Raw genomic sequence first — 21,889 nt, 5'->3', positions numbered from 1 at the left:
TGAGGGGAGAGGTGACCGTGGACAGGGCTGTGCTGCGCCGGCGGCTGGCGCTGGGCCTGGCCGTGCTGACCGGATCGGGGCTGCTCTCGCTCGCCCTGCCCGGCGCCGCCCAGGCGGCCTCCGCCGCCTGCTCGGGGCGCCAGGTCAAGACGCTGTCGTTCGCCGCCGGGTCGGTGCGCGTCTACAGGAGCAACGGCTATGTGTGCGCGGTCACGGTCCCCGCCCGCCCCGGCCGGCCGCAGGCGATGTCGGTGAGCGTGCAGGCGCGCGGCAACCGCCCGGTCACCGACCGGGGCCGCTACTCCCAGCACGCGGGGCCGGTCACCGTGCACGCCGGCCACCGCTGCGTACGGGTCACCGGCGCGGTCGGGAAACGGTCGGTCAGCAGCGGCTGGATCCTGTGCTGAGGCGCTGAGCGGGACGGCGGCCCGCCCGCCGCGAGATGATCGATTCTCCGACTCCCCTGGTGCGCACCCGAGTTGCTCCGATAGCTTCCGGCGCACATCTGTCTCACAGGGGAGTGTGCATGCGCAAGGCGCTCAGATGGCTGCTGGCACTGGTGGTGCTCGTCGGCACCGTCAGCACGGCCGGGGCGGCCACCGCCGCCCAGCAGGGAGCCACCGGCACCGACATCAAGGACCGGCTGCTGTCCATACCGGGCATGAGCCTGATCGAGGAGAAGCCCTACACCGGCTATCGCTACTTCGTCCTGAACTACACCCAGCCGGTCGACCACCGGCACCCGTCCAAGGGCACCTTCCAGCAGCGGTTCACCCTGCTGCACAAGGGAGTCGACCGCCCGACGGTGTTCTACACCAGCGGCTACAACGTCTCCACCAACCCCAGCCGCAGTGAGCCCACCCGGATCACCGACGGCAACCAGGTCTCCCTGGAGTACCGTTTCTTCACCCCGTCCCGCCCGGCCCCGGCCGACTGGTCCAAGCTCGACATCTGGCAGGCCGCCAGCGACCAGCACCGCCTCTTCACGGCGCTGAAGAAGGTCTACTCGCGCAACTGGATCGCCACCGGCGGCTCCAAGGGCGGGATGACGGCGACCTACTACGAGCGCTTCTACCCGCGCGACATGGACGGCGTCGTCGCCTACGTGGCACCCAACGACGTCGTCAACGACGAGGACTCCGCCTACGACCGCTTCTTCGAGAAGGTCGGCACCAAGGAGTGCCGCGACCGCCTCGGCGCCGTCCAGCGCGAGGCCCTGGTGCGCCGTGAGCCGCTGGAGAAGAAGTACGCCCAGTACGCCGCCGACCACCACAACACCTTCACCACCATCGGCGGCCTGGACCGCGCCTACGAGGCCGTCGTCCTCGACTACGTGTGGGGCTTCTGGCAGTACAGCCTGCTGTCGGACTGCGACACCGTCCCGGCCGACGCCCGCCACGCCACCGACCAGCAGATCTGGGACTCGATCGACACCATCTCCGGCTTCTCCGCCTACACCGACCAGGGCCTGGAGACCTACACGCCGTACTACTACCAGGCGGGCACCCAGATGGGCGCGCCCACCATCCACTTCCCGCACATCGAGAAGAAGCTCATCCGCTACGGCTACCAGCCGCCGCGCAACTTCGTGCCGCGCTCCATCCCGATGCGCTTCCAGCCCTGGGTGATGCGCGACGTGGACAGCTGGGTGCGGCACAACGCCCGGCACATGCTGTTCGTCTACGGGCAGAACGACCCGTGGGGCTCGGAGCGGTTCCGCCTCGGGCACGGCGCGCGTGACTCCTACGTGTTCACCGCGCCCGGCATGAACCACGGCGCCAACGTCGCGGGCCTGGTCCCCGACCAGCAGGCGCTGGCCACGGCCAGGATCCTGGACTGGGCGGGCGTGGCTCCCGCCGCGGTGAAGGACAACCCGTCGGCGGCGCGCCCGCTGGCCCGCCCGGACGCGAAGCTGGACGCCCGGGAGACGGAGCGCGAGCCCGCGCTCCGGCCGTGACCGGCATCCTGCCGCACAGCGCCCGCTGAGCGGCAGGCCGCGCCCGGAGCACCGGCTCCGGGCGCGGCCCACCGCCGCGCGGCCCGCGGATCAGTACGTCAGGCCGTACCCGACGGGGTACAGCACCCGCGCCGGGTCGTCCGCCCGCTGCACCGGCACCGGCAGCTTCCCGCGCGGCCGCACCCGCCCGGCGATCACCCGGGCCGCGGCGCGCACCTCCACGTCCGTCCAGGAGTACGCGGCCAGGAACGCCGGTACGGACGGGAACTGGGCGACGTCGTAGGGGTTGCGCACGGCCAGCGCGACCACCGGCCGGCCCGTCGCCATCAGCCGCTCCACCAGCGTGCGCTGGGAGCTGCCCGCCGTGACGTTGTACGTCGCCACCACCACCGCGTCCGCCTGCGCCGCCGCCGCGACCGCCTGGTCGATGACGGCCTGGGCCGGGGCGGTGCCGGTGGACAGGGCGGTGGCCGTGAAGCCCAGTTCGGTGAGGGCGGCGGCGAGCACCCCGGTCGGCGGGCCCGTGGTGCCCGACGGCGAGGCCGGATCGGCGCCCACCACGAGGATCCTGCGGTGGCCGCGGCGCGAGAGCGGCAGCAGCCGGCCCTCGTTGACCAGCAGCGTCGTCGTCCGCTCGGCGATGCGGTCGGCCGCCGCCAGATGCTCGCGGGTGCCGACCCGGTGCGGCACCTGGCGCTCGGAGACGTACGGGCCGTCGAAGAGGCCGAGGCGGTTCTTCATCCGCAGAATGCGCAGGATCGATGCGTCGAGCCGGGCCTCGGTCAGCTCGCCGCCGCGCACCGCGTCCAGCACCGCGTGCCAGGCGACGTCCAGGTCCGGCGGGTTGAGCAACTGGTCCACGCCCGCCTTCAGCGCGAGCACCGGCACCCGGTCGTCGCCGTACTTGGTGCGCACCCCCTCCATGCCGAGCGAGTCGGTGATCACCACCCCGTCGTAGCCCAGTTCGCCGCGCAGGATGCCGGTGAGGATCGGCTGCGACAGCGTGGCCGGGTCGCCGGAGTCGTCGAGCGCCGGGAACTGGATGTGCGCCGTCATCACCGAGTCGATCCCGGCCCTGATCGCGGCCCGGAACGGCACCGCGTCCAGCTTCTCCCACACCTCCCGGCTGTGCGTGATGACCGGGAAGCCGTAGTGGCTGTCCACGGCGGTGTCGCCGTGCCCGGGGAAGTGCTTGGCGGTCGCCGCGACCCGCGCGCCCTGATAGCCCTTCACCTCGGCGGACACCAGCCGCGCCACGGCGTCCGGGTCGGCGCCGAAGGACCGTACGCCGATGACCGGGTTGGCCGGGTTGACGTTCACGTCGGCGTCGGGGGAGTAGTCCTGGTTGATGCCCATGGCGCGCAGCTCGGTGCCGGAGAGCCGGCCCAGTGTGCGGGCGTCGGCGGTGGAGCCGGAGGCGCCGACGGCCATGGCGCCGGGGAAGAGCGTGGCGGGCCTGCCGACCCGGCAGACGATGCCGTGCTCCTGGTCGGTGGCGACCAGGACGGGCAGCCCGCGCGGCTGCCGGAGCGAGGCCCGCTGGATGCCGTTGGACAGGGCGGCGATCTGCCGCGGGTCGCGGGTGTTGTGGGCCCAGGTGAAGTAGATGATGCCGCCGACGCGGTACTTCGCGATCAGCTCGGCTGCGGTGCGGACGCCGATCTCGCCGAGGTTGGCGTCGATGTCGGCCTGGTCGGGGTCGGTGGCGGAGTGGCCGTAGACCCGCATCACGAAGAGCTGGCCGACCTTCTCCTCCAGGCTCATCCGCGCGACGAGGGCGCGCAGCCGGCGGTCGTCGTGCGGGGCGGCGGCCTGAGCGGTGCCGGTGCCGCCCACGGCGAGGCCGGCGGTGAGCGTGGCGGTGGCGGCGAGGACGGCGCGTCTGGAGGGGGAGGGACCGGAGGTGCCGGAGAGATCGGAGGTGCCGGAGCGATCGGAGGGGGAGGAGGGGCGTGTGGTGTCGTGCACGTGCGCTCCTTCCGGAGGGGTTCCACTGAAGGAAACTTCCGAGAGATCACCAATATCCGGGAAGTTTCTGCCAGTCAAGGGAACGCACGGACCCGGGCGGTGGTGCGGCCGGGCCCGGAGGACGGGCGGACGCGGGCCCGGACGGCGGGGCGCGCGGGTCCGGGGAGGACGGGGGACGCGAGCCCGGAGGGCGGGGCGCACGGCCCCGGACGGCGGGGCGCACGGGGCCGGAGGGCTCAGACGGCCCGTGGCGTGTGCGCCGACACCGCCGGCCAGTGCTCCCGCAGGGTGCGTACGGTCTCCGCGATGGCCGGACGCCGGGCCGCCCCCGCGCGCCACAGCGCGTACAGATGCCGTACGGGCACGGGGTCGAGCGCCACCTCGACGACCCCCTCCGGCAGCGGCCCCCGGCCCAGCCGCGGGATCAGCGCCACCCCGAGGCCCGCGGCGACCAACGCGACCAGCGTCGGGTTCTCGTCGGCCTGGTGGACGACGTCCGGCTCGTGCCCGGCGGCGCGCAGCGTGCGCAGCAGCCAGTCGTGGCAGACCCGGCCCGGCGGCTGGCAGATCCACCGCTCCCCGCCCAGCTCCGCGCGCCGCACCGCGCTCCGCCCCGCGAACGGATGCCCGGCCGGCACCAGCAGATCGCACACGTCGTCCCCGACGGCCGCCTGCTCCACCCCGGCAGGCGCGGGCAGCGGCGCGATGTCCCAGTCGTGCGCCACGGCCAGGTCCACGGCGCCCTTGGCGACCAGATCCACCGACAGATGCGGGTCGACCTCGCTGAGCCGGGCGTCCAGCGCGGGGTGCCGCCTCGCCAGGTCGGCGAGCACGCCCGGCAGCAGCCCGCGCGCCGCCGAGGCGAACGCCGCGATGGCCAGCCGCCCGGACGGCACCCCGCGCCGCTCCTCCAGCTCGGTCTCCGCCCGCTCCACGATCGCCAGCAACTCCCGCGCGGCCGCAACCAGTTGGTGCGCCTCGTCGGTGAGCCGCACCCCGCGCCCCTCGCGCTCCAGGAGGACGGTCCTGGTCTCCCGCTCCAGCTTGGCGATCTGCTGGGACACCGCCGAGGAGGTGTAGCCGAGCGCGGTGGCCGCCGCCCCCACCGTCCCGTGCACGGACACGGCGTGCAGGGCGCGCAGGCGCTGGAGATCGAGCACGGTTCCTCCCACAGGACGGCGCGGCCGGCCGCCGCCCCGCGGGCGACGCTCCGACCGGTTAGCGTTGCTGCATCCAACAGTGCAGCAATCATCGCTGGTGCTACCCGGTCCGGGCGAGTGATCCTCGACGCATGCGACCACCCCACGTCCTCCTCGCCGTCCTCGTCGCCGCCGTCTGGGGCGTCAACTTCACCGTCATCGAGGTCGGCCTCGGCCACTTCCCGCCGCTGCTGTTCTCGGCCCTGCGCTTCCTGGCCGCGGCGCTGCCCGCCGTCTTCCTGGTGGGCCGGCCCAAGGTGGCCTGGAAGTGGATCGTGGGCGTGGGGCTGGTGCTCGGCGTCGCCAAGTTCGGTCTGCTGTTCGTCGGCATGGACCACGGGATGCCCGCCGGGCTGTCCTCCCTGGTGCTCCAGATCCAGGCGGTGTTCACCGCCCTGTTCGCCTTCGCCGCCCTCGGCGAGCGCCCCACCCGGCTGCGGCTGGCCGGCATGGGCGTGGCGCTCGCCGGGATCGCCGTCGCCGCCGTGGACGAGGGCACCACGGGACCGCTGGGCGCCTTCGTCCTGGTCGTCGTCGCCGCGGCCTGCTGGGGCGTCTCCAACGTCCTCACCCGCAAGGCGGCCCCGCCGGACTCCCTGAACTTCATGGTCTGGGTGAGCACCGTCCCGGTCCTGCCGCTGCTCGGCCTCTCCCTGCTGACCGAGGGCCCCTCCCAGGACCTCGCCGCCCTGCGCGGCCTGGACTGGCAGGGCGCGGGCACGGTCCTCTACGTCGCCTGGGTCACCACCGTGTTCGGCTTCGGCGCCTGGGGCTGGCTGCTGCGCCGCCACCCCGCCTCCACCGTCGCCCCGTTCTCCCTGCTGGTCCCGGTCTTCGGCATGTCGGCGGCGGCCCTCTTCCTGGGCGAGTCCGTCACCCCCCTGCGCTGGTGCGCGGCGGCCCTGCTGGTGGGCGGCGTGGCACTGACGTCGCTCGCACCGGGGAGGAGGGGCGGCGGCGCGGAGGCGCGTACGGAGAGCGCGGGGGGCGCCCCTGCGGATGCCCCCGTGCCGGACGGGGTCACGGTCCCCGCGGTTCCGCCGAGGGCCTGACGCGCCAGATGTTGCCCGCCCGGTGTGTCGTGCAGCCTTTCAGACGACCGATGAGTCGCGGGCGGAGAGGCGGTCTGTCCTGTGTACCGAACGGACAGAGAGCGGGAGGCATCACATGCGTGTCGTCGTCACCGAGTTCATCAGCCTCGACGGGGTCGTGCAGGCGCCCGGAGGGCCGCAGGAGGACACCGACGGGGGGTTCGCGCACGGCGGATGGTCGCATCCGTTCTTCGATCCGGAGGTGCTGGGCGGGGCGTTCGCGGCCGGTCTCGACCGGGCGGAGGCGCTGCTGTACGGGCGCCGTACGTATCTCACGATGGCCGCGGCCTGGCCCGAGCGGGCCGGGGACCCCTTCGCCGACCGGCTCAACTCGCTGCCCAAGTACGTCGTGTCCGACACCCTCGACGACTCCGCGCTGACCTGGGAGAACACCGCACGCGTCCCGGGCGGCCAGGCACTGGGGAAGGTGCGCGGGCTGCGGGCGTCCGGCGGTGACGGGGAGCTGGCGATGATGGGCAGCCCCACACTGGTGCGGGCGCTCCTGGCCGCGGACCTGGTGGACGAACTGCGGCTCGCCGTGATGCCGGTGCTGCTGGGCGGCGGCAAGTCGGCCTTCCCCGTGGACGAGGTGCTGCGGACCTGGGAACTGGTGTCGTCGGCCACCGCCAGGACCGGCGCGCAGCTCAATGTGTTCCGGCCCGTGCGGCGGGCCGCCGGGTCGCCCGCCTGACCGGCGGAATCGGTACGGGCGGCCGCGGCGGCGCGTAGGGTCCGGGCCATGAAGCTCGCGTTCTCCACTCTCGGTGTCCCCGGCCTGCCCGTCCCGGAGGTCCTCGCGCTCGCGGCCGCGCACGGCTACGACGGCGTCGAACTCCGCGCCCACCCCGAGGAACCGGTGCACCCCGGCCTCTCCCCGGCCCGGCGGGCCGAGACGGCCGCCCAGTTCGCGGCGGCCGGGGTGGAGGTACTGGCCGTGGCCGGATACGCGCGGGTCGCCGCGCCCGGCGACGACGCTCCCGTGCTGGACGAGATCCGCGCCCTGCTGCGGCTGGCGCACGACCTGGGCGCGGGCGCGGTGCGGGTCTTCCCGGGCGCCGACACCGCGCTGCCGCCCGAGGAGTCCGACGCCGTCGCGGCCCGGCGGCTGGGTGCCGCCGCCGAGGACGCCGCCGCCCTCGGTGTCCGCATCCTGCTGGAGACCCACGACTCGCACCGCACCGGCGCCGACGCGATCCGCGTCCTCGGCCCGGTCGGGCACCGGCAGGTGGGCGCGCTGTGGGACGTGATGCACACCTGGCTCGGCGGTGAGCAGCCGTCGCAGACCTGTGCGGCGCTCGCCCCGCACCTCGGATACGTCCAGGTCAAGGACATCGCGTCGGCCGAGGACACCACCCCGCTGCCGCTGGGCGCGGGCGTACTGCCGCTCGCCGGATGCGTGGCGGCGCTGACCGGCGCCGGCTGGGACGGCTGGCTGTGCTGGGAGTACGAGAAGCGGTGGTACGAGGCGGCGGCGCCGCTGCCCGGACTGCTCGGGGCGGGACGGGAGTACCTGGACCGGCTGCTCAGCGCGTCGGCGTAGCGGGCTCGGGCCGGTTCACGCTCCCGTCCTGGTCCCGCTCCGGTCCTGGTCCCGGTCCGTGCGGGCCGTCCGTTCCGCCGCCCGCCGTACCCGGGCCTCCAGGGCCACGCGCCGCTCGGGCCATTCCTCGGCCGTGATCGAGAAGATCGCCGAGTCGCGCAGCCGGCCCTCCTCACCGGGCACCGAGGAGCGGGACCAGTTGCGCAGGACGCCCTCGAAGCGCGCCCCGACGCTCTCGATCGCGGCGCGGGAGCGGCTGTTGCGGGCGTCGGTCTTCAGGTCGACCCGGGCCACCCGCCACACCTCGAAGGCGTGCCGGAAGAGCAGGTACTTGGCCTCGGCGTTGATGCCGGTGCCCTGCGCGGAGCGGGCGAGCCAGGTGAAGCCGACCTCGACGGCGTCGAGGCGGTCCTCGTCCCGCCAGCAGCGCGGCTCCCAGAAGGAGGTGGCGCCGACCGCGCGCCCGGTGGCCAGGGAGATCTGCGCGTAGGGCGCGAGGCGGCCGGTGGCCGCGCGGGCGAGCTGCCCGTCGATGTAGGCCGCGGTCTCCTCCGCCCGGGGCACCCAGGTGTACGCGTAGGTGCCGCGGTCCTCCTCCGCCGCCACCGCGAGGTCGGCGGCGTGCCGCTGCCCCAGCGGTTCCAGGCGTACGAGGGTGCCCTCCAGGACCGGGCCGGTCAGAGTGATCGTCACGCCTGGAGTGTGGCGTACCGGTCCGGTGGCGTCGACCGTGTTTCAGCCGGGGCTTGTGTCATGGCGCGGCAGCTCCCGCAACGCGGAGCACGGTCCCCGCGCCGCTGGCTGACATCAGGTGGCGGCGTCGGAAACAAGTTCGAGGCTTACCTCGGTCGCGATTTCCCCAGACCCTCGAAGGGGTAGGTGCGTACACGGCTCTGTTCTGTCCGTGCACGCGCCTACCTGGGCCCTGCCATGACTTTCTCAGGCCCTGAATTCCTCGCCCTGGGTGCTGTTCACGAATGCGGACCACCCGGCAGGAGTGAAAGAGAGAACCGGGCTGTTCGGGTCCTTCGAGTCGCGAACCGCCCGACCTCCCTCGGGAAGGTTCGCAATCTCGACACAGTTACCGTTGTTACCGGAGTAGGAGGACTTCACCCAGACCGATTCTTTTGCGATGTCAGGGATTCTGTTCGTCACTTGGCTACCATTTCTTCTATGGCCTTGCGAATCAAGGACCTTGACCTGCTCACGTCGCAAGCCGCGACGTTCAAACGCCGGAACAGCGTTCGGTACTTCTCAGTGTCGGACTGCTCCTCATGGTACACGGTACCCGTGTTTGACTCCGCGTAAGCAATGTCCAACTCCGAAGCCGAAGGGAAATTCATGATGACAAAGGGGCCGAAGAGGGACGCATTCAACGGGCTTTCGATCGGCAGGGCTTGAAGCTCGATATTGGTCTCCTCGCTGGCCGACAGAAGGTACTCCAGTTGTTCGCGCATGATTTCTGAGCTGCCGACTCTGTGTCGCAGTATGGCCTCGGACAAGATCACCCACAGATGAACCGGGTTCCCTTCGCGGGTGAGAACCTTCCTGCGTTCTTCCCGGACCTTCACCTGAGTGTCGATGTTTTCCTGGGAGGCGTCAGGCACCTGAATCCTGATGACAGCTCTGGTGTAGGCAGGGGTCTGCAAGAGTCCGGGAACAAGGCTTGTCTCTACGTCGTAGACCTCGGATGCGTCCGACTCGATGGCGATGTATGCCGCGTAGGCTGAATCGATGGAGTTTGCGTACTGCACCCACCAGCTCTTCTGTCTGGCATCCTTCGCTAGTTTCTCGATCTCGGCTCGCTGAGCTGCGTCTGTGACACGATAGGCGTCAAGAAGTGCTCTCAGGTCGAGGAGTCGGATTCCCGATTGAGCATTCTCGATGCGAGTCATCTTGGATTCTGCACAACCCAGGATTTCCGCAGCGTCGGAATGCTTCAAACCCGCCGTGACGCGGAGATCTTTCAGTGTTCGCGCCAAACGACGCTGCCGGATTGTCGGGTTGTGAGTGATCGGCACTCGGCCACCTCCGCTCTGTCATGGCCCAGTCTGCCCGCTACTGACTGTCACAGGAACGCCCAATGGTGACCTCCAAAGTAGGGACTTGACAGTTTGGAGGTGTCAGGGTGCGCTCGTGCCAGTGTCGGTAAGGCGCGCGAGTTGGCGCGTTTGTTCGCCCGGGAAGCCAGCGTTGACAACTTGTCGGATGATCTGACTCTGGTTGTCTCCGAGCTGGTGACCAATGCCATCGTTCACGGGAAGACCACGCGCGGTCGGCAAGTCGCCCTGGTCATCGACCGGGACGCGCAACGCATCCGCGTGGAGGTGCGAGATGTCGGCGACGGAATGCCTCACAAGCCTCTCGGTGGTGAACCGTTGCCTGTCTCCGGCCGTGGCCTGGAAATCGTGGCCTCACTCTCCGAGGCGTGGGGAGTGATCGAACAGGTCATCGGTAAGACCGTATGGGCCGAGTTGACCATCAAGCCCTCGGACGCCGTCTAGCGGTGAGGTCGGTTCATGGGATTCGCCAACTACAGGATGCGCAGGGACTCCGAAGCCGAACAAGGGCGTTCTCATGCCTGGTGCATGACGTGTGGTGCGCGCTCGAAGGAGACCGTGGACAAGCGCGCCGTGCGCGACTGGTGTATCGGGCATGCCGCAGAAAGTCGGCATGCGAGGTTTCGAGGGGTGGAGTCTACCTACTTCGTGGTCGCCCCTGATCCTGAAAGGCCCACTGCTCAGGAAGATTCCTGAGCCGGAGTGAAATGCCGGAAAGTCGCGCGGGGTCGGAGTCGTGGGGCTATCCGGAGATCCTACGGTGCGGCCGAACGCCCCGGGGCGGCTCGCGGACGGCTTGCTGAGGCTCCGCCCCGAGGCTTGCGCCGGGCGGCCCGGCACGTCACCCCCGCTGTTCCCGGGGCACCCCCGTCGACCCCCGCACCATCAGTTCCCCGTGCACCGTGGCGATCCCGCCCGGCGGCGGCTCCTCGCGGGCCATGGCTATCCGGCCGGCGCGGGCGCCCGCCTCGGCGAGGGGGAGGCGGACGGTGGTGAGGGAGGGCACCGCGTCCATGCTGAAGGGCAGGTCGTCGAAGCCCGCGACGGAGACGTCCTGCGGGATGCGCAGCCCGGACTCGCGCAGGGCCGCGCAGGCGCCCAGGGCGACGGAGTCGTTGGCGGCGACGATCGCGGTGAGCGAGGGCTCGCGGCGCAGCAGTTCCAGCGCGGCCTCGTGGCCGGAGCGGCGGTCGAAGCGGCCGTGCACGGTGAGCGCGGGGTCGTCGTCGAGGCCGGCCGCCGCCAGGGCCTCGTGGTGGCCCTCCAGGCGGTGGCGGGTGGTGGTGCGCTCGCGCGGACCCGCGATGTAGCCGAGCCGCCGGTGGCCCAGACCGGTCAGATGCCCGGTCAGCCGCCGCGCGCTCCCGCGGTTGTCGAAGGCCAGCGTGACGGCCCCGGTGTCCGGCACGGGCGGCCGTCCGCACAGCACCACCCGGGTGCCGGCCTCCGCGAGCCGGCGCAGCTTCGCCGCGACCGCCGCCGCGTGCGGCGCGTCCTCCACGGCGCCGCCGGTGAGCACGACCGCGGCGGCCCGCTGCCGCTGGAGCAGCGTCAGGTAGGTGAGTTCGCGCTCGGGCGAGCCGCCGGTGTTGCAGACCACCGCCAGCCGTTCGCCGCCGGCCCGGCCGCCCGGACCGCCGATCTCCGACTGGATCGCGCTCGCCATGATCCCGAAGAACGGGTCGGCGATGTCGTTGACCAGGATGCCGACCAGGTCGGAGGTGGCGGCGGCGAGGGCGCTCGCGGGGCCGTTGAGCACGTAGTCCAGCTCGTCGACCGCCTTCAGGACCCGTTCCCGGGTGGCCGCGGCGACGGGGTAGTTGCCGTTCAGCACGCGCGACACCGTCGCGGGCGAGACCTGGGCGCGGGCCGCCACGTCCGCCAGGGTCACCGTCATCTCGTCGTCCTCCGGTCGCGCAGCTCGTCGTCGTGAGTGATCACACCACCGCCGTACGGCCGGTGCCGGCCGCGGTGTCGTGCCGACCTTACGGCCCCCGGGGACGTCCGCGTCCGCCCGCTCGGACAACAGGCGCTGCCCGCAGCGTACGAGGGCTCCTGCCCTTGGGGTGCGACGGGTCGTGCCCAGGGGGCACGGTGCCTCCTGCCCGCCCGGACCACCGCGCCCCACCCGACGGGACGACCACCTCGACCCCGTGCGCCCGGACCGTCCCGCCGAGCCGCCCCTGCCGCCGGATCCGCCCGCCCGGCCGACACGGTTCCGCCTCCGCCCTTGTCCGCGGCGCCGTCCAGAGGCTAGCTTCTCCTCGGATAGAAAGCGCTTGCTGTCCGGGAGGCCGCAGGCGCGGTACGCCGTACGAAGGGACGGGCACTGACGTGACACGCAAGACGGTGCGGATCGCCATGAACGGCGTGACCGGGCGCATGGGCCACCGCCAGCACCTGGTCCGCTCGATCCTCGCGCTGCGCGAACAGGGCGGCCTCGACCTCGGCGACGGCGCCGTGCTGTGGCCGGAGCCGGTCCTGGTCGGCCGCCGCGAGCACGCGCTGAAGGCGCTTGCCGAGCAGCACGGCCTGGAGCACTTCTCCACCGACCTGGACGCCGTCCTCGCCGACCCGGCCGTGGACATCTACTTCGACGCCCAGGTCACCTCCGCCCGCGAGGAGGCGCTGCGCAAGGCGATCGCCGCGGGCAAGCACATCTACACCGAGAAGCCCACCGCCACCGGTCTCGACGGCGCCCTGGAACTGGCCCGGCTCGCCGAGGCGGCGGGCATCCGGCACGGCGTCGTGCAGGACAAGATCTTCCTGCCGGGCCTGCTCAAGCTGAAGCGCCTGATCGACGGCGGCTTCTTCGGCCGCGTCCTGTCCGTGCGCGGCGAGTTCGGCTACTGGGTCTTCGAGGGCGACTGGCAGGAGGCCCAGCGCCCTTCCTGGAACTACCGCACCGAGGACGGCGGCGGCATCGTCACCGACATGTTCCCGCACTGGGAGTACGTGCTGCACGAGCTGTTCGGCCGGGTCGCCTCCGTCCAGGCGCTCACCTCCACCCACGTCCCGCGGCGCTGGGACGAGCAGGGCAAGCCCTACGACGCCACCGCCGACGACGCCGCCTACGGGATCTTCGAGCTGGAGGGCGGTGCCGTCGCCCAGATCAACTCCTCCTGGGCGGTGCGCGTGCACCGCGACGAACTCGTCGAGTTCCAGGTCGACGGCACCGAGGGCTCGGCCGTCGCGGGCCTGCGCCGCTGCCGCGTCCAGCACCGCTCCGCCACCCCCAAGCCGGTCTGGAACCCCGACATCCCCGCCACCGAGGACTTCCGCGGCCAGTGGCAGGAGGTGCCCGACAACACCGTGTTCGACAACGGCTTCAAGGCCCAGTGGGAGCTGTTCCTCCGGCACGTCTACGCCGACGCCCCCTACCACTGGGACCTGCTGGCCGGCGCCCGCGGCGTCCAGCTCGCCGAACTGGGCCTGCGCTCCGCCGCCGAGGGCCGCCGTGTCGACGTACCGGAGATCGGCCTGTGACCCTCCACCTGCCGGACGCGGGCGGCACCCTGCGGCCCTACGAGCCCCGTACCGAGCCCTTCACCGCCGCCCCGGGCGCCGCTCCGGGCGCCCCTCTGGCCTCCCGCACCGTCTTCTCCGCCGCGCACGTCGTCGCCGACCCGTTCGCCGACGTCTCGCCCGACGGGCCCGCCGCCGTCGACTGGGACGCCACCCTCGCCTTCCGCCGCCATCTGTGGTCCCACGGCCTGGGCGTGGCCGAGGCCATGGACACCGCGCAGCGCGGGATGGGCCTGGACTGGGCGGGCGCCGCCGAACTGATCCGCCGCTCCGCCGCGGAGGCCGGGGCCGTCGGCGGCCGGATCGCCTGCGGCGTGGGCACCGACCAGCTGACCGCCACGACCGCCACCCTCGCCGAGGTCCGGTCGGCCTACGAGGAACAGCTCGCCGTCGTCGAGGAGTCCGGCGCCCAGGCGATCCTGATGGCCTCCCGCGCCCTCGCCGCCACGGCCCAGGGCCCGGACGACTACCTGGAGGTCTACGGCCACCTGCTGCGCCAGGCCGCCGAACCGGTCGTCCTGCACTGGCTCGGCCCCATGTTCGACCCGGCGCTGGAGGGCTACTGGGGCTCGTCGGACCTGGACACGGCGACCGGCACCTTCCTGGAGGTCATCGCCGCCCACCCCGACAAGGTCGACGGCATCAAGGTCTCCCTGCTGGACGCGCAGCGGGAGATCGACCTGCGCCGTCGCCTCCCGCAGGGCGTGCGCTGCTACACCGGCGACGACTTCCACTACCCGGAGCTGATCGCGGGCGACGAACAGGGCTTCAGCCACGCCCTGCTGGGCATCTTCGACCCGCTGGGCCCGCTGGCCGCCGAGGCGGTACGCGTCCTGGACACCGGCGACACGGCGGGCTTCCGCGCCCTGCTGGACCCCACGGTGGCCCTCTCCCGGCACCTGTTCGAGACCCCCACCCGCTACTACAAGACCGGGGTCGTCCTGCTCGCCTGGCTGGCCGGGCACCAGAGCCACTTCACCATGGCCGGCGGCCTCCAGTCGGCCCGCTCCCTGCCGCACCTGGCCCGCGCCTACGAACTCGCCGACCGGCTCGGCCTGTTCCCCGACCCGAGGCTCGCCGAGGACCGGATGCGCACCCTGCTCTCCCTGTACGGAGTGACCTCATGAACCCCGCCCCCGGCCTGGACCGCTTCTCCGTCAACCAGATGACGGTCCGCGGGCTCTCCCTGCCCGAACTCACCGACGCCTGCGCCCGGCTGGGCGTGCCCGGCGTCGGGCTGTGGCGCGAACCGGTGCGCGAGTACGGCGTGGAGGCCGCCGCCAAACTGGTCCGGGACGCCGGGCTGACCGTCACCACCCTGTGCCGGGGCGGCTTCCTGACCGCGACCGACCCCGTCGAGCGGGCCGGGGCGCTGGCCGACAACCACGCCGCGATCGACGAGGCCGCCGCGCTCGGCACCGACACCCTGGTCCTGGTCTCCGGCGGCCTGCCCGCCGGAGACCAGGACCTGCACGGCGCCCGCGAGCGCGTCGCCGACGCCCTCGCCGTCCTCGGCCCCTACGCGGCCGAACGCGGCGTACGCCTCGCCGTCGAGCCGCTGCACCCCATGTTCGCCGCCGACCGCTGCGTGGTCTCCACCCTCGCCCAGGCCCTGGACCTCGCCGAACGCTTCCCCGCCGGGCAGGTCGGCGTCGCCGTGGACACGTACCACATCTGGTGGGACGACCGGGCGCCCGAGCAGATCGCGCGCGCGGGCGCGGGCGGCCGTATCCACACCTTCCAGCTCGCCGACTGGACCACCCCGCTGCCCGCGGGCGTCCTCAACGGGCGCGGGCAGCTCGGCGACGGCTCCGTCGACCTGCGCGCCTGGAAGCGGCGCGTCGAGGCGGCCGGCTACACCGGCTTCATCGAGGTCGAACTCTTCAACGAGGAGCTGTGGGCGCGCGACGGCCGCGAGGTACTGGCGGAGACGGCGGCGCGGTTCACGGAACACGTGATGCGCGGCAGCGCGTCCTGACGCCGGCCCCGGCCCCGGCCCCGTCCGGGCCGCGGAAAAAATAATCACGCGCGGATGCAACCCTTCCGGCCCGAGGCGTGTCGTATCTCTCGTCGGAACCCCCGGAGGGGGCCCGGGGCGACCCGGGGAGGCTCGGGGGGAGCCACGGGTTCCGGCGCAGGAGGGGAAGAGCCGAGGGGGCCGGGTCGACGGACCGGGCCCCCTCGAAGCTGTCCGGGGCGGGTACCGCTCCCGGACCGCCGCCTCACCTCAGAAGAACACCCCGCAGCGCAGCAGGACGTTGGCGTACGGCCGCGCCTCCCCGGTCCGTACGACCAGACGCGCGCCCGCCGACAGCTCCTTCAGCCGCTCGTGCGGGACCAGGACGAGCCCGGGGAGGCGGTCCTCCAGCAGCGCCGACACCGCCGGATTGGCGCCGCGTGACTCGGCCGCCGCCGTGGCGCCCTCCACCACCAGCTCCGCGAGCAGCCCGTCCAGCACCTCGGCGAAGGACGGCACCCCGGCGCGGAACGCCAGGTCGACCACGCGCGGCCCGTCCGGTATCGGCATGCCCGCGTCGCACACCAGCACCTCGTCCGTGTGCCCCAGCTCGGCCAGCGCACCGGCGAGATGCCGGTTGAGGATGCCCGCCTTCTTCACCGGGAGCCGCCCCGGGCGACGGCGGGGCCGAGCGCGTCGACCTCGGCGGCCGTCGGGTACGACTCCTGCGCGCCCCGCCGGGTCACGGCCGCCGCGCCCACCCGGGCCGCGTACGCCGCCGCCTCCGGCAGGGAGGCGCCCGCGCCGAGCCGCCAGGCCAGCGCCGCGGTGAAGGCGTCGCCCGCGCCCGTCGTGTCCACGGCCTCCACCCGCACCGACGGCACCCGGGACACCCCCCGCGCCGACGCCACCAGGGCGCCCTCGCCGCCGAGGGTGACCACCACCGAGCGCGGCCCGCGCGCGAGCAGCGCCCGCGCCCAGTCCTCCGGGGCGTCGCCCGCCCCGTCCCCGCCCAGGATCACCTTCGCCTCGTGCTCGTTGACGATCAGCGGGTCGCAGGCGTCCAGCAGTTCCTGCGGCAGCGGGCGCGGCGGCGACGGGTTCAGCACGAACCGGCTGTCCGGCGCGAGATGCCGTACGGCCTCCACGACCGACTCCAGCGGGATCTCCAGCTGCGCGGACACCACCCGGGCCGACCCGACGAGCGGGGCGGCGGCGCGGACGTCGTCCGGGGTCAGCCGGCCGTTGGCGCCCGGCGAGACCACGATGCTGTTGTCCCCGGAAGGGTCCACCGTGATCAGCGCGACCCCGGTCGGGGCGCCCCCGGCCAGCACGCCCGCCGGGTCGACACCGGCCGCCCGCAGCGAGTCCAGCAGCAGCCGGCCGTGCGCGTCGTCGCCGACCCGCGCCAGCAGGGCCGTACGGGCCCCGAGCCGGGCGGCGGCCACCGCCTGGTTGGCGCCCTTGCCGCCGGGGTGGACGGCCAGGTCGGAGCCGAGCACCGTCTCCCCGGCCGCGGGCCGCCGCTCGACGCCGATCACCAGGTCGGCGTTGGCCGACCCCACGACCAGCAGGTCGTAGTCGTACATGCGCTGTGTCTCCTTGAGGACCATGAGAGATCGGGGGACGGGCCGGTCACCGGTCAGCCGCTGAACCCGGCCACGTTCTCCTTCGTTACCACCTTCACCGGCACCTTCACCGTCGGCGCGACCTGCTTGCCCTGGACCGCCTTGAGCGCGTTGTCCACGGCGATCCGGCCGAGCTGGCTGGGCTGCTGCGCGACGGAGGCGTACAGCGTGCCGTTCTTCACGGCGGTCAGCCCGTCCGGGGTGCCGTCGAAGCCGACCACCTGCACCGACGTACCGGCCTTGGAGCCGAGCGCCTTGACCGCGCCGAGCGCCATCTCGTCGTTGGCGGCGATCACGCCCTGCACGTCCGGGTGGGCCTGGAGCAGGTTCGACATCACGTCGAGGCCCTTGGTGCGGTCGAAGTCCGCGGGCTGCTGGGCGAGCACCTGGATACCGGGGTACGCCTTGAGGCCCTGGGCGAAACCGGCGGCGCGCTCACGGGCGGCGGAGGTGCCCGCCTGCCCCTGGAGGATCACGATCTTCCCGTGGCCGCCCAGCTTCCCGGCGATGCTCCTGGCGGCCAGCTCGCCGCCGGCCACGTTGTCGGAGGCGACCAGCGCGGCCGTCTTCGCGTTGTTGACGCCGCGGTCCACGGCGATCACCGGGATGTCCGCCTTGCCCGCGGCCTTCACGGAGTTGCTGGCCGCGTCCGAGTCGACCGGGTTGACGATGATCGCGCCCAGGCTGGAACTGGTGAAGTTCTGGAGCTGGTTGGCCTGCTGCGAGGCGTCGTTCTGCGCGTCGGTGACCGTCAGGTCCAGGCCCAGCTTCTTCGCCTCGGCCTGGGCGCCCGACTTGATCTGCACGAAGAACGGGTTGTTCAGCGTGGACAGCGAAAGACCCAGCTTCGGCGTGGTCGAGGCGGACCCGGTGTGCAGCAGCGAGGTCGCCGCCACCAGCGCCACCGTCACCACGGCCGCCAGCCCGTACGTCGCCGCCTGCCGGCCCTTGCCGCCGCCGCTGCCCGTGCCCGCCGTCTGCGGGGTCGCCCCCGCCTTGCGGCGCACCGTGTCCAGCAGCACCGCCAGCGCGATCACCACACCGATGACGACCTGCTGCCAGAACGCGGACACCGACAGCAGGTTGAGGCCGTTCCTGAGCACCGCGAGGATCAGCGCGCCGATCAGCGTGCCGGACGCCTTGCCGGTGCCGCCCGCCAGCGAGGCGCCGCCGATGACGACCGCGGCGATCGCGTCCAGCTCGTAGCCGTTGGCGGCCTGCGGCTGTGCGGAGGACAGCCGGGCGGCGAGCACGATGCCCGCGGCGGCGGCGAACAGCCCGGACAGGGCGTAGATCGCGAGCTTCTGCCGCTTCACGCGCAGCCCCGAGAGCCGGGCCGCCTCCTCGTTGCCGCCGATCGCGTACATCGAACGCCCGATGTACGTACGTCCCAGCACGAACGCCGTGATCAGCCCCATCACGACCATGACCAGCACCGGCACCGGCAGCCAGCCGCCGAGCGTGTCGCCCAGGTGCGAGACCGAGTCCGGCAGGGCGATCGGGGAGCCCTGCGAGATGACCAGCGACAGACCGCGCGCCACCGACAGCATGGCCAGCGTCGCGATGAACGGCGGCAGCTTGCCGTAGGAGATCAGGAAACCGTTGACCAGGCCCGCCGCGATGCCCGTGGCGACGGCGAGGACCACCGCGAGGGCGACCGGCACGCCGTGCGAGGTGGCGCTCCAGGCCAGCACGGTCGCCGAGAGCGCCGCCACCGAACCCACCGACAGGTCGATGCCCGCCGCGACGATGACGAAGGTGACACCGAAGGCCAGGATGGCGGTCACCGCCGCCTGGACACCGATGTTGAGCAGGTTGTCCGTCGTCAGGAAGTCACCGGAGAGCGCGGACAGCGCGATGACGAGGACGATCAGCGCGGTCAGCGCGCCGTTGTCGAGGAGCAGCCGGCGCAGGCCGGAAGCGCCACCCGCGCCCGCCTTGCTCTTGAGCGTGTCAGTGGTCACGGGGGGCCTCCACTTCGGTCGTTCCGTTCACAGGGGTCGCGGGGTTCGAGGGGGCCGCGGGGGCGGACGAGGAGGGCGAGCCGACGGCGAGCGCCATCACGGCGTCCTGGGTGGCCCGGTCGGCCGGGAGTTCCCCGGCGATCCGGCCCTGGGCCATCACCAGCACCCGGTCGCTCATGCCGAGCACCTCGGGCAGATCGCTGGAGATCATCAGGACGGCGGCACCGGCCGCGGTCAGTTCGTTGATGAGCTGGTAGATCTCGACCTTGGCGCCGACGTCGATGCCCCGGGTCGGCTCGTCGAGGATGAGGACCCTGGTGTCCGCCAGCAGCCACTTGCCGATGACGACCTTCTGCTGGTTGCCGCCGGACAGCGTCCGCACATGCTGGCCGAGCCCGGCCATCCGCACACCGAGCTGCCCGGCGATCCGCTCCGCCGCCCGGTGCTGCCCCTTGAGGTCGACGAGCCCGCCGCGCGAGGTCGAGCGCAGGGTCACCAGACCGAGGTTCTCCGCCACGGAGGCGTCCAGGACCAGGCCCTGGCCCTTGCGGTCCTCGGGCACCAGACCGATCCCGGCGGCCATCGCCGCGTTCACGTCGTGCCGCCGCAGCCGCACGCCCGCGACCCGGACGTCCCCCTTGTCGTACGGGTCCGCGCCGAACACGGCCCGCACGACCTCCGTACGGCCCGCGCCGACCAGCCCCGCAATGCCGACCACCTCACCGGCGTGCACCTCGAAGCCCACGTCGTGGAAGACGCCGTCACGGGTGAGGCCGTCCACGGTGAGCAGCGGCTCGCCGCGCTCGGCCCGCTCCCGCGGGTACTGCTGCTCGATGGAGCGGCCCACCATGAGCCGGACCAGTTCGTCCTCGGGCGTCGAGGCGGGCACCTGGCCCACGCTGCGCCCGTCCCGGATGACCGTGACCCGGTCGCCCAGGGCGGCGATCTCCTCCAGGTGGTGCGTGATGAACACGATGCCCACGCCGTCCGCGCGCAGCGCCCGCACGATCGCGAACAGCTTCTCGACCTCCTCGGAGGTCAGCACGGCGGTCGGCTCGTCCATGATGAGCACGCGCGCGTCCAGGCTCAGCGCCTTGGCGATCTCGACCATCTGGAGCCGGGCGATGCCCAGGTCCCGCACCCGCGCGCGGGGCGACACCTTGACGCCCACCCGGTCGAGCAGGGCGGCGGCCTCCGTCTCCATCCGCTTGCGGTCGATGATCCCGAAGCGGCGCGGCTGGCGGCCCAGGAAGATGTTCTCCGCGACCGTCAGATCGGGGACCAGGTTGAACTCCTGGTAGATGGTAGCGATCCCGAGCCGCTCGGAGTCCTGCGCACCGTGGATGCGCACCTCCTCGCCGCCGGCCAGGATCCGCCCCGCGTCGGGGGTGTAGGCGCCGGAGAGCATCTTGATCAGCGTGCTCTTGCCCGCGCCGTTCTCACCGAGCAGTACGTGCACCTCGCCGCGGCGCAGGTCGAAGTCGACGCTGTCCAGCGCCACCACGCCCGGGAAGGTCTTCCGGATGCCCTCGATGCGCAGCAACTCGTCCGGGTCGCTCACGGCATGCTCCTGTTCGTTGCGAAGGACTCGTCCTCCGGTACGGCTCCGGCCCCGGCGGCGGGCTCCCGTACGCCGGGGACGACGGTCACGGCAGCGGACGGCTCGGCGGGGAAGCCGGGCAAGCCGGAGGAGCCGGAAGAGGGGGAGCCGGAGGAGGGGGAGGAGGGGGACTCGCCGCACGAGCGGCGCACCACGAGCCGGGCGGGCAGGGTCACCGACTCCGGACCGCGCCCCTCGACCCGGTCCACCAGCGCCCGTACGGCGGCCCGCCCCAGCGCGCCGGTGGGCTGGGCGATGGCGGTGATCGGCGGATCGGTGTGCACGAACCACGGGATGTCGTCGAACGCGGCCAGCGCGATGTCGTCCGGCACCCGCAGCCCGCGGGCGCGGATCGCGTCCAGCGCGCCGAGCGCCATCAGATTGTCGGCGGCGAAGATCACCTCGGGCGGCTCGGGCAGGTCGAGGAAGCCCTCGGTGACCCGCCGCCCGCTCTCCGCCTGGAAGTCGCCCTGCCCCGTGTAGGCGTCGGGCAGGTCGAGCCCGTACGCGGCCAGCGCGTCCCGGAAGGCCCGTACGCGCTCGCTGCCGGTGGTGGTGGCCGCCGGGCCCGCGATGATCGCGAGCCGCCGGTGGCCGAGCCCGCACAGGTGTGCGACGAGATCACGCACCGCCTGCTGCCCGTCCGCCCGGACCACCGGCACGTCCACGCCCTTGATCCACCGGTCCACGAACACCATGGGCGTGCCCGCCCGCGCGGCCTGGAGCATCAGCGGCGAACCGCCGTCGGTGGGGGAGACCAGCAGCCCGTCGATCCTGCGGTCCAGCAGCGTCCGTACGTGGTGGTCCTGGAGGTCGGGCCGCTCGTCGGCGTTCCCGATGATCACGCTGTAGCCGAGCGCGCGGGCCTCCTCCTCGACGGAGCGGGCCAGCTCGGTGAAGTAGGGGTTGAGCACGTCGCTGATGACCAGCCCGAGCGTGCGGGTCTGGTCCGTGCGCAGCGACCGGGCGACGGCGTTCGGCCGGTAGCCCAGCGCCTCGACGGCGGCCCGCACACGGGCCCGCGCCTCGGCGCTGACCGACGGGTGCTCGTTCAGGACGCGCGAGACCGTGGCCACGGAGACACCCGCTTCGGCAGCGACGTCCTTGATGCTCGCCATCGCCGTTCCACCTCCTCGTGGAATCGATTACATGAGGGATTGGAATCGATTACACGGCGCGGGGCAAGAGTCTGTGACCAGATCGTGATGTACGGGCCGGGGTGCCGTGACCAGCGGGCGGCGCGGCGCGAACGCCGGTGAACGGCCGCTTCCGCCGTGACGGTCACCGGTTGTGGCAGCCCTGTGACGCAACACGGTTGCGACGGCGATGGCCGGTTGTGAACATGGAGAGGCGAAGACGTTCACGGAGGGTTGTTCACCGAGGACGGTGCAACCCGCTTC

General features: G+C 72.7%; 21 protein-coding genes. 10 read left to right on the top strand and 11 right to left on the bottom strand.

Features of this window, described 5'->3' with window-relative positions; genetic code table 11:
* Window positions 1-17: 17 nt before the first annotated feature.
* A complete protein-coding gene (locus tag R4Z62_RS11365; RefSeq protein WP_064537429.1) occupies window positions 18-407 on the top strand; it encodes a hypothetical protein in 390 nt (129 codons plus the stop codon).
* A gap of 119 nt (window positions 408-526) precedes the next feature.
* Window positions 527-1,957 (top strand): S28 family serine protease, encoded by a 1,431-nt coding sequence (locus R4Z62_RS11360; RefSeq protein WP_064533262.1) that lies wholly within the window; start codon window positions 527-529, stop codon window positions 1,955-1,957.
* A gap of 90 nt (window positions 1,958-2,047) precedes the next feature.
* On the opposite strand, the gene R4Z62_RS11355 is transcribed toward R4Z62_RS11360, so the two are convergent.
* Together R4Z62_RS11355 and R4Z62_RS11350 are read right to left on the bottom strand one after the other, a co-directional pair.
* A complete protein-coding gene (locus R4Z62_RS11355; RefSeq protein ID WP_491519736.1) occupies window positions 2,048-3,925 on the bottom strand; it encodes a glycoside hydrolase family 3 protein in 1,878 nt (625 codons plus the stop codon).
* A 236-nt stretch (window positions 3,926-4,161) separates the two neighbouring features.
* Window positions 4,162-5,085, bottom strand: a complete 924-nt coding sequence (locus tag R4Z62_RS11350; RefSeq protein ID WP_355485158.1) for a LysR family transcriptional regulator — start codon at window positions 5,083-5,085, stop codon at window positions 4,162-4,164.
* A gap of 131 nt (window positions 5,086-5,216) precedes the next feature.
* Here R4Z62_RS11350 and R4Z62_RS11345 point away from each other — a divergent pair, with 131 nt between their 5' ends.
* The 3 genes from R4Z62_RS11345 (at window position 5,217) to R4Z62_RS11335 (ending at window position 7,755) form a co-directional block, all read left to right on the top strand.
* On the top strand, window positions 5,217-6,176 hold the full coding sequence (locus R4Z62_RS11345) for an EamA family transporter (RefSeq protein ID WP_491519735.1): 960 nt from the start codon (window positions 5,217-5,219) through the stop codon (window positions 6,174-6,176).
* 115 nt (window positions 6,177-6,291) lie between these two features.
* The gene (locus R4Z62_RS11340; protein ID WP_491519734.1) at window positions 6,292-6,906 is read left to right on the top strand and encodes a dihydrofolate reductase family protein; all 615 of its coding nucleotides are present in this window, start codon (window positions 6,292-6,294) and stop codon (window positions 6,904-6,906) included.
* 48 nt (window positions 6,907-6,954) lie between these two features.
* Complete coding sequence (locus tag R4Z62_RS11335; RefSeq protein WP_491519733.1) at window positions 6,955-7,755, top strand: sugar phosphate isomerase/epimerase family protein; 801 nt, start codon at window positions 6,955-6,957, stop codon at window positions 7,753-7,755.
* A gap of 15 nt (window positions 7,756-7,770) precedes the next feature.
* Here R4Z62_RS11335 and R4Z62_RS11330 read toward each other — a convergent pair whose 3' ends face one another.
* From R4Z62_RS11330 to R4Z62_RS11320, 3 genes are all read right to left on the bottom strand, one after another.
* Window positions 7,771-8,448, bottom strand: a complete 678-nt coding sequence (locus R4Z62_RS11330; protein WP_491519732.1) for a GNAT family N-acetyltransferase — start codon at window positions 8,446-8,448, stop codon at window positions 7,771-7,773.
* Window positions 8,449-8,694: 246 nt separating this feature from the next.
* Window positions 8,695-8,868, bottom strand: coding sequence for a DUF397 domain-containing protein (locus R4Z62_RS11325; RefSeq protein ID WP_491521859.1), 174 nt, complete (start codon window positions 8,866-8,868; stop codon window positions 8,695-8,697).
* Window positions 8,869-8,906: 38 nt separating this feature from the next.
* Complete coding sequence (locus R4Z62_RS11320) at window positions 8,907-9,776, bottom strand: helix-turn-helix domain-containing protein (RefSeq protein ID WP_491519731.1); 870 nt, start codon at window positions 9,774-9,776, stop codon at window positions 8,907-8,909.
* A gap of 99 nt (window positions 9,777-9,875) precedes the next feature.
* On the opposite strand from R4Z62_RS11320, the gene R4Z62_RS11315 reads away from it, so the two are divergent.
* Together R4Z62_RS11315 and R4Z62_RS11310 are read left to right on the top strand one after the other, a co-directional pair.
* Complete coding sequence (locus R4Z62_RS11315; protein WP_491519730.1) at window positions 9,876-10,259, top strand: ATP-binding protein; 384 nt, start codon at window positions 9,876-9,878, stop codon at window positions 10,257-10,259.
* A gap of 15 nt (window positions 10,260-10,274) precedes the next feature.
* Window positions 10,275-10,511: a DUF7848 domain-containing protein gene (locus tag R4Z62_RS11310; protein WP_491519729.1), complete on the top strand. Its 237-nt coding sequence runs from the start codon at window positions 10,275-10,277 to the stop codon at window positions 10,509-10,511.
* Between the two features lie 145 nt (window positions 10,512-10,656).
* On the opposite strand, the gene R4Z62_RS11305 is transcribed toward R4Z62_RS11310, so the two are convergent.
* The gene (locus R4Z62_RS11305; RefSeq protein ID WP_491519728.1) at window positions 10,657-11,712 is read right to left on the bottom strand and encodes a LacI family DNA-binding transcriptional regulator; all 1,056 of its coding nucleotides are present in this window, start codon (window positions 11,710-11,712) and stop codon (window positions 10,657-10,659) included.
* A gap of 437 nt (window positions 11,713-12,149) precedes the next feature.
* On the opposite strand from R4Z62_RS11305, the gene R4Z62_RS11300 reads away from it, so the two are divergent.
* The 3 genes from R4Z62_RS11300 to R4Z62_RS11290 are packed head-to-tail and all read left to right on the top strand — an operon-like array spanning window position 12,150 to window position 15,318.
* Complete coding sequence (locus R4Z62_RS11300; RefSeq protein WP_491519727.1) at window positions 12,150-13,301, top strand: Gfo/Idh/MocA family protein; 1,152 nt, start codon at window positions 12,150-12,152, stop codon at window positions 13,299-13,301.
* Window positions 13,298-14,467, top strand: coding sequence for a dihydrodipicolinate synthase family protein (locus R4Z62_RS11295; RefSeq protein WP_491519726.1), 1,170 nt, complete (start codon window positions 13,298-13,300; stop codon window positions 14,465-14,467). Before R4Z62_RS11300 ends, R4Z62_RS11295 begins: the two co-directional genes overlap by 4 nt.
* Window positions 14,464-15,318 (top strand): sugar phosphate isomerase/epimerase family protein, encoded by an 855-nt coding sequence (locus R4Z62_RS11290; protein WP_491519725.1) that lies wholly within the window; start codon window positions 14,464-14,466, stop codon window positions 15,316-15,318. Before R4Z62_RS11295 ends, R4Z62_RS11290 begins: the two co-directional genes overlap by 4 nt.
* 249 nt (window positions 15,319-15,567) lie before the next feature.
* Here R4Z62_RS11290 and rbsD read toward each other — a convergent pair whose 3' ends face one another.
* From rbsD to R4Z62_RS11265, 5 genes are read right to left on the bottom strand one after another with little or no spacing between them, the layout of a single operon-like run.
* The gene (gene rbsD / locus R4Z62_RS11285) at window positions 15,568-15,957 is read right to left on the bottom strand and encodes a D-ribose pyranase (protein WP_389598299.1); all 390 of its coding nucleotides are present in this window, start codon (window positions 15,955-15,957) and stop codon (window positions 15,568-15,570) included.
* Window positions 15,954-16,886: a ribokinase gene (locus R4Z62_RS11280; RefSeq protein WP_491519724.1), complete on the bottom strand. Its 933-nt coding sequence runs from the start codon at window positions 16,884-16,886 to the stop codon at window positions 15,954-15,956. The genes rbsD and R4Z62_RS11280 overlap by 4 nt, the downstream gene beginning before the upstream one ends.
* A 53-nt stretch (window positions 16,887-16,939) precedes the next feature.
* The gene (locus R4Z62_RS11275) at window positions 16,940-18,889 is read right to left on the bottom strand and encodes an ABC transporter permease/substrate-binding protein (protein ID WP_491519723.1); all 1,950 of its coding nucleotides are present in this window, start codon (window positions 18,887-18,889) and stop codon (window positions 16,940-16,942) included.
* Window positions 18,879-20,450, bottom strand: coding sequence for a sugar ABC transporter ATP-binding protein (locus tag R4Z62_RS11270; protein ID WP_491519722.1), 1,572 nt, complete (start codon window positions 20,448-20,450; stop codon window positions 18,879-18,881). Before R4Z62_RS11270 ends, R4Z62_RS11275 begins: the two co-directional genes overlap by 11 nt.
* Entirely contained in the window at window positions 20,447-21,607 is a 1,161-nt protein-coding gene (locus R4Z62_RS11265; RefSeq protein ID WP_382851109.1) for a LacI family DNA-binding transcriptional regulator, read from the bottom strand. Before R4Z62_RS11265 ends, R4Z62_RS11270 begins: the two co-directional genes overlap by 4 nt.
* Between the last annotated feature and the right edge of the window lie 282 nt (window positions 21,608-21,889).

The organism is Streptomyces sp. PL-25, assembly GCF_058344915.1.
The sequence above is the reverse complement of the archived record's forward strand: the minus strand, read 5'-3'. Positions and strand labels throughout refer to the sequence as shown.